This window comes from Clostridioides sp. ZZV14-6345, assembly GCF_020657775.1.
GTDB classification, from domain to species: Bacteria; Bacillota; Clostridia; order Peptostreptococcales; family Peptostreptococcaceae; genus Clostridioides; species Clostridioides difficile_D.
The window spans coordinates 103474-110368 of the sequence record NZ_JAGWCX010000002.1; the positions used below are offsets into that span (position 1 = coordinate 103474).

The window sequence follows — 6895 nt, forward strand, 5'->3', positions numbered from 1 at the left end:
TTTAGACCAACTATAAAAAGATATATTTATTAAATTCAAATTAATTATACAAAATATATTGATTAAGTTTAGACTAACTATATAAAAGGTATATTAATTAAATTCAGAGTAACTATACAAAATATACTGATTAAGTTTAGACCAACTATAAAAAGTTGTATTTATTAAATTTGGACTAACTATACAAAACTATACTAATTAAGTCAATATTAACTATATAAAAGTATAATAATAAGTGTGTGAGCAGAAAAATTCTGCTGCACACTTTATTTATATTCACATAAAAAATTTATAAAAAAAAAGAAAAAGGAGTAAAAAAAAAAAAAAGAAAAAGGAGTAAAAAATGGAATTTACAAGAGAGCCATTTATACTAGATGACGATTTGTGTCTAGCTTTGGTGGACAAAAGAATTAGTTATCTAATGGAAAATGAATTAAAATTAAGAAATATAGAGATAATAAAAACAATAGAATGTAAAGAATTATATGAAAGTATAAAATATCACCCAGATATATGTATTTGTAATTTAGGAAAAGGAGATATAATTATTGCGCCGAATGTATATAATCAATACAAAGAGTTATTAAGTAGATATAAATTTAATATAATTAAGGGAGAAGCTAATTTATTAAATAGATACCCTTATGATATACCTTACAATATTGCTATAGTTGGTGACTATGCTATACACAATTTTAAGTACACTGACAAAGTAATATTAGATTATATTGAAAATAATAAACTTAAAAAGATAAATATAGAGCAGGGCTATTCTAAATGCTCAATCTGTATAGTAGATAGAACATCTATAATAACATCAGATAAAGGTATTTGGAAAAGTATGAAGAATACAGAAATAGAGTGTTTATTAATAGAAAAAGGTCATATAAATTTATTTGAGATGAATTATGGATTTATAGGTGGATGTACAGGGTTAATTTCTAAGGATAAGCTAGCTTTTTGTGGAGATGTTAAAAAACATCCTGACTATGAACGTATAAAAAGTTTTGTAGAAAGTAAAAACAAGGAGATAGTTACACTTAGCAGTGAAAATTTACTCGATATAGGTTCTATAGTTCCTCTCATGACAAGAAAGGAGCGATAACTTTGGTTGAGAAGGATAATATTTCTTCTATGAAATTTTTGAGGAATAATAATGTAAACGATAGATTAATATATACGAATGACATTGTAGAAGTAGTAATAGATTCTGCAAAGCAAGAAGTATTAAATAAAAAAATACTTAGTGGTACTAAAGCTGAACAAAGAGCTTTAAATATTGATGAAATATCAACAGAAATAACTAGTATGATAATAAGTATAATGAAAGAAAAACTTTTAAAAGAATACATTCTAAAATGCTATGGGCGTACATATCCTGAAGATAAAAATAATATATACATATATTCACTGAACATATTTGCTAAAAAAGAGATTTTTATGAGAGAAACAGTATTTACGAGGGTGAGAAATTATATAGAAGAAAATGATTTTATAAATGTAGAAGGTTTTATTAGATTTAGAATGAGAGAATTTATGAAATATATTTCTGCTATAGGTGATATTGCAGTTGAGGAGTATTTAATAAAGAAAGACCAAGATGAGTTTATAAGAGTTTTAAAATACTTTATAGATACTCAAGAAGAAAAGATAGATTTGCTTAAAGTTCATATAATGGAAGATAACACATTTATTTTATACGATAAAAATGGAAATAAAATAGATAGCATAGATGATGAAGAAATCATAAATATGGTAATAAGAGAAAATTTAAACTATGAGGACTTTTTGATAAGTACCTTATTAACTCTATGTCCTAAAAAAATAGAAATATTGGATTTATTAAATAATAATTGCTCAAAGGAAATTATAGATACTGTAGAGGCAATTTTTGAAAATAAAGTTAGTATAATTATGGAAAACTAGAATCTAAAGATATAAAACTAAAAAAATTCTTTTTAAATCGACACAAAAGACTTATAATTGTATATAAAGCTATAATATAGCTGGAGCTATTAACTATAAAAAATATTTACTTGATTAATGTAATCTAGCTGACAAATATACAATTGATAAGGAGTAATTTTATAATGGATAATTTAATTAGGATACTGATATTAGCTGTTATTGGTGGATTTATAGGTTATGTTACGAATGTAGTTGCTATAAGACTAATATTTAGACCAATAGAGCCTATTAAAATACCTATTTTAAATATAGAAATAATAGGTCTTATACCAAAGAGAAGAGCAGAAATAGCAGCGAATGTAGGAGAAATAATTCAAGAAGAATTTCTTTCTATGGACGAAATACTTGCAAATATCATTACTGACGAAGATAAGGAAGAAGTTGTAAGATACATAAAAGCAAGGATAAAAATTATAATACATGATAAAGTTTCATTTATACCGAGTGGTATAAAAAGCATGATACAAGATTATCTAGGAGAGATAATTGAGTCTGAAGTTAAGCAAAGTATAGATGAATTGAGTAAAAATATAATAAATAAAGCAAATGAACGTATAGATATACAAAAAATGGTTGAAGATAAGATTAATGAACTAGATTTATTCGAATTAGAAGAAATAATAATAAGAATAGCTAAAAAAGAATTAAAACATATAGAGATTTTAGGTCTTGTATTAGGGTTTTTAATAGGTATAGTTCAAGGAGTGGTTACTATATTTATTTAAATATATGACAATTAGCATTTATTTAAGTATATGGTACTTATTGACTGCATTTAAATATGAGCTGTATTAATTATTAACTATGTTAAGTATTGACTATGTTAATTATTAATTATATTAATTATTGATTGTATTAATTATATTGTATTAATTATTGATTGTATTTAAGTATACAAAACCTAAAAAGTGTACAAAAATTAGAAGTTAGTTTTAATAAAAATTAGTTTTAGCATTTGTCTAGTCATATCTATCATGCATGTAGATACGTTTTAAAAATTTGAAATTGATGAAAATATTATAGTATTACTATCAATCAAAAGATTAATTTAATATAAAAATATAGGAATATTGGTTTATAGCTGATTAGGGTGAAAAATAATGGGTAATTATTATATTACATTAATGTTGATTGATGTATAACTATCTGTTATAATGAAAATATATTAAAAATCATAGTGTTGAAGAGGAAGAGTAGATTAGAAACCATTCTCAGAGAATTTGGGTCTATGGCTGAGAGCCCATGTAACAGGTCTATTTGAAAACTACCTTGGAGCTGAGTTTATTAGCAGTATTTGTATTTATAATTTATATATACTATATGTGAAAGTGCTCGGGTGACGACCTTATAGTCATCAAGAGGGTCGTATACACTTGTATACACCAACTTGGGTGGAACCACGAATTAATATCGTCCCAAATATACTTGGGACGATTTTTTATTACAAAAAATCTAAAAATTATTTCAATAAGGAGGAAAAAACAATGATTAAAGTTGCTTTAAAAGATGGCTCAATAAAAGAATTTGAAAATGCTGTTTCTGTTATGGATGTAGCTAAATCCATTAGTGAGGGATTAGCTAGAAATGTGGTAGCAGCGTCTGTGAACGGAGAGGTTGTAGGTCTGGACCACATTATAGATACTGATTGCGACTTAAATTTATTTAAGTTTGAAGATAAAGAAGGTAAGGAAGTTTTTAGACATACATCAGCACATATATTAGCTCAAGCTATAAAAAGACTTTACCCAGAAGCAAAACTTGCTATAGGACCAAGTATAGAAAATGGATTCTACTATGATATAGATTTAGACCATAGATTAGTTCCAGAAGATTTAGAAAAAATAGAAGCTGAAATGAAAAAAATAGCTAAAGAAGATTTAAAAATAGAAAGATTTGAACTTCCTAGAAATGAAGCTTTAGAGCTTATGAAAGAACAAGGAGAAGACTATAAGGTAGAACTTATATCTGACTTACCTGAAAGTGAAATAATATCTTTCTATAAGCAAGGTGATTTTACTGATTTATGTAGAGGACCACATTTACCATCTACTAAAAAAGTTAAAGCTGTTAAATTACAAAGTGTAGCAGGTGCATACTGGCGTGGCGACGAAAAAAATAAGATGCTTCAAAGAATCTATGGAACTTCTTTTGAGAAAAACAAAGACTTAGAAGAGCATTTACATTTATTAGAAGAAGCTAAAAAGAGAGACCACAGAAAATTAGGTAAAGAATTAGGATTATTTATGATACCTGAAGAAGGTCCAGGATTTCCTATGTTCTTACCAAAGGGTATGGAACTTAAAAATGAATTATTAAAATTCTGGAGAGAAATACACAGAAAAGCTGGATATATTGAGATAGAATCTCCAATTATATTAAATAGAAAATTATGGGAGACTTCAGGTCACTGGTATCATTACAAAGAAAATATGTATACAGTTAAAATAGATGATGAAGATTATGCTATAAAACCTATGAACTGTCCTGGTGGATTAATTTATTATAATTCTCAATTACATTCATATAGAGATTTCCCAATGAGAGTTGCAGAGCTTGGTAGAGTTCATAGACATGAGTTATCTGGTGCGTTACAAGGATTAATGAGAGTTAGAGCATTTACTCAAGACGATTCACATATATTCATGTTACCAGAGCAAATTAAGGACGAAATAAAAGGAGTAGCTAACCTAATAGATGGTATCTACAAAACTTTTGGATTTGAATATAACCTAGAGTTATCTACAAGACCAGAGAATTCTATGGGAAGCGAAGAAGAGTGGGAAGCAGCAGAAAATGGATTAAGAGAAGCTTTAGAAGAGTTAGGTCTACCATATACTATAAATGAAGGTGATGGGGCATTCTATGGACCTAAGATAGACTTCCACCTAAAAGACTGTTTAGGAAGAACTTGGCAATGTGGTACTATCCAATTAGATATGCAACTTCCAAGACAATTTGATAACACTTATATTGGACAAGATGGTGAAAAACATAGACCAGTTATGATTCATAGAGTTGCTTTTGGTAGTATAGAAAGATTTATAGGTATATTAATAGAACATTATGCTGGCAAATTCCCAGTTTGGTTATCTCCAACTCAAGTTAAGATACTTCCTATATCTGATAAATTTATGGATTATGCAAATGAAGTTAAGAAAGAGTTATTTGATAAGGGTATAAGAGTTGAACTAGATGATAGAGCTGAAAAAATTGGATTTAAGATAAGAGAAGCTCAGCTTGAAAAAGTTCCATACATGTTAATAGTAGGTGAAAAAGAAGTAGCTGATAATAGTGTTTCTGTTAGATCAAGAGATAAAGGTGAAATAGGTAGTATTAAATTAGATGAATTTATAGCTAGTATTTCAAAAGAGATTGAATCAAGAGAAAGTATTATTCAAAACTAATATATAAGATATTAATAGATAAGATAAATTTAATCAATATGTTTATATAGTGATTAAATTTATAAAAAGATGAGTATAATTAGAGGTACAGTTAATCATATTTTTATGATAATGTACCTCTAGTTTTTTGTGTGGTAGATTTATTAATAAATAGTGAATCAGTTTAATGTCAAGAAATGATGGATACAAAATTAAAACATCAAAAGAGTATAAGAGAACTATAATTGAAGAAAAGGATAGAGAATGGACCAAAAAATTAAATGACATACTTAGTAGAAGTGATTTTTCTAATGACGAGTTAGATAAAATCAAGGAGTTAATTCCAACAGAGATTTTGACTAGTGAAAATGTTGGTGAAGTTGTGACTGAAGATGGATATGCTAAGCCTGAGTATGATGAGGTATTTAAATCATTGTTCACTTTAGATAATGATTACGATTTACTTGTAAATTTTATAAATGATATTCTCAAAGATGCTCCATATGCTAATAGGAATATCAAACCGTTTACTAAAATAAAAAGAATAATTAGAGTTGAAACTGACCCAACAATTAATTACATTGGAGAGAAAAGACCTAGACTTGATATTTTGGCTGAAGATGAAGAAAGTAATCATATAAATATTGAGATGCAAAGAGCTCTTGAGAGTGATTATTTGGAAAGAGCTGAATATTATCTTAGTCGTGTACATGGTAGAAAGTTAAAAGAAGGTAAAGAATATAAAGAAATTGGAAAAACTCTTGGAATACATATACTAAATCATGTAAAATATAATCACATAGAAGATTATGTAAATTGTATGAGATTAACGATGGATGGACATCCAGATATTTATTCTAGTAAAACTGCATTATATTTTATAGAGCTTCCAAAAATTCATAAATCTAATTATATAGTAAATAGAATTATACTGTGGGGAAAACTTATTAGTAATCCTTCTAGTTTGGATGTAAGGGTTGTAGCTAAGAATGATTCTATTATTAAAAGAGCACTTGATAGATTAAAAGAATTAGGTAGCAATGAAGAATATTTATTAAATCTGAAAAGAGGTGCTTACATTATGAATAAAAGTAGAAATTTTAAAGAAGAGATTGAAAGAGAAACAGAAACAAGAGTTGCAAAAGAAAAAGATTATAAAATAATTATAATGTTGAAAAAAAATGGTTTTAAATTAGATGATATATTAAACAAATTTAATGATTTTGACTTAAGCGAAGATGAGATAAAAGAAGTTTATGAAAATAATTGATGTATAAATAAAAGGTGAACTTACGTAAGTTCACTGAATCTGGAAATATTTATGTGTATTCTTTGAATAAAAATTTATTTTTTAAGTGATAATTAAGTATTTATTTGTAAGGCTATGGCTTTAAAAATCATAGCCTTATTTTAATATTTTTCTATTTTTACAAAAATTATTACCCATTTAAGAAAATTTCTTGATTTTTTGAAATATTTCTTTCTTAATTTATAGTTAAATTTATTTCTTAAAAATAAATACTTAAATGAGCTAAAATTTGAGT

Annotated in this window: 5 protein-coding genes; all 5 read left to right on the forward strand. The window is 26.5% G+C overall.

Going from position 1 to position 6895, the window contains the following annotated elements:
- Window positions 1-343: 343 nt before the first annotated feature.
- The 5 genes from KGF39_RS01035 (at window position 344) to KGF39_RS01055 (ending at window position 6621) form a co-directional block, all read left to right on the forward strand.
- Window positions 344-1105: a DUF6873 family GME fold protein gene (locus KGF39_RS01035; RefSeq protein ID WP_054272516.1), complete on the forward strand. Its 762-nt coding sequence runs from the start codon at window positions 344-346 to the stop codon at window positions 1103-1105.
- 29 nt (window positions 1106-1134) lie between these two features.
- The gene (locus tag KGF39_RS01040) at window positions 1135-1926 is read left to right on the forward strand and encodes a putative sporulation protein YtxC (RefSeq protein WP_227820856.1); all 792 of its coding nucleotides are present in this window, start codon (window positions 1135-1137) and stop codon (window positions 1924-1926) included.
- Between the two features lie 164 nt (window positions 1927-2090).
- Window positions 2091-2693, forward strand: a complete 603-nt coding sequence (locus KGF39_RS01045) for a DUF445 family protein (protein WP_227820857.1) — start codon at window positions 2091-2093, stop codon at window positions 2691-2693.
- A 759-nt stretch (window positions 2694-3452) separates the two neighbouring features.
- Window positions 3453-5372 carry a threonine--tRNA ligase gene (gene thrS, locus KGF39_RS01050; RefSeq protein WP_227820858.1) on the forward strand — a complete coding sequence of 640 codons (1920 nt, stop codon included), beginning with the start codon at window positions 3453-3455 and terminating at the stop codon, window positions 5370-5372.
- Window positions 5373-5538: 166 nt separating this feature from the next.
- A complete protein-coding gene (locus KGF39_RS01055) occupies window positions 5539-6621 on the forward strand; it encodes an Rpn family recombination-promoting nuclease/putative transposase (protein WP_227820859.1) in 1083 nt (360 codons plus the stop codon).
- Window positions 6622-6895 lie beyond the last annotated feature (274 nt).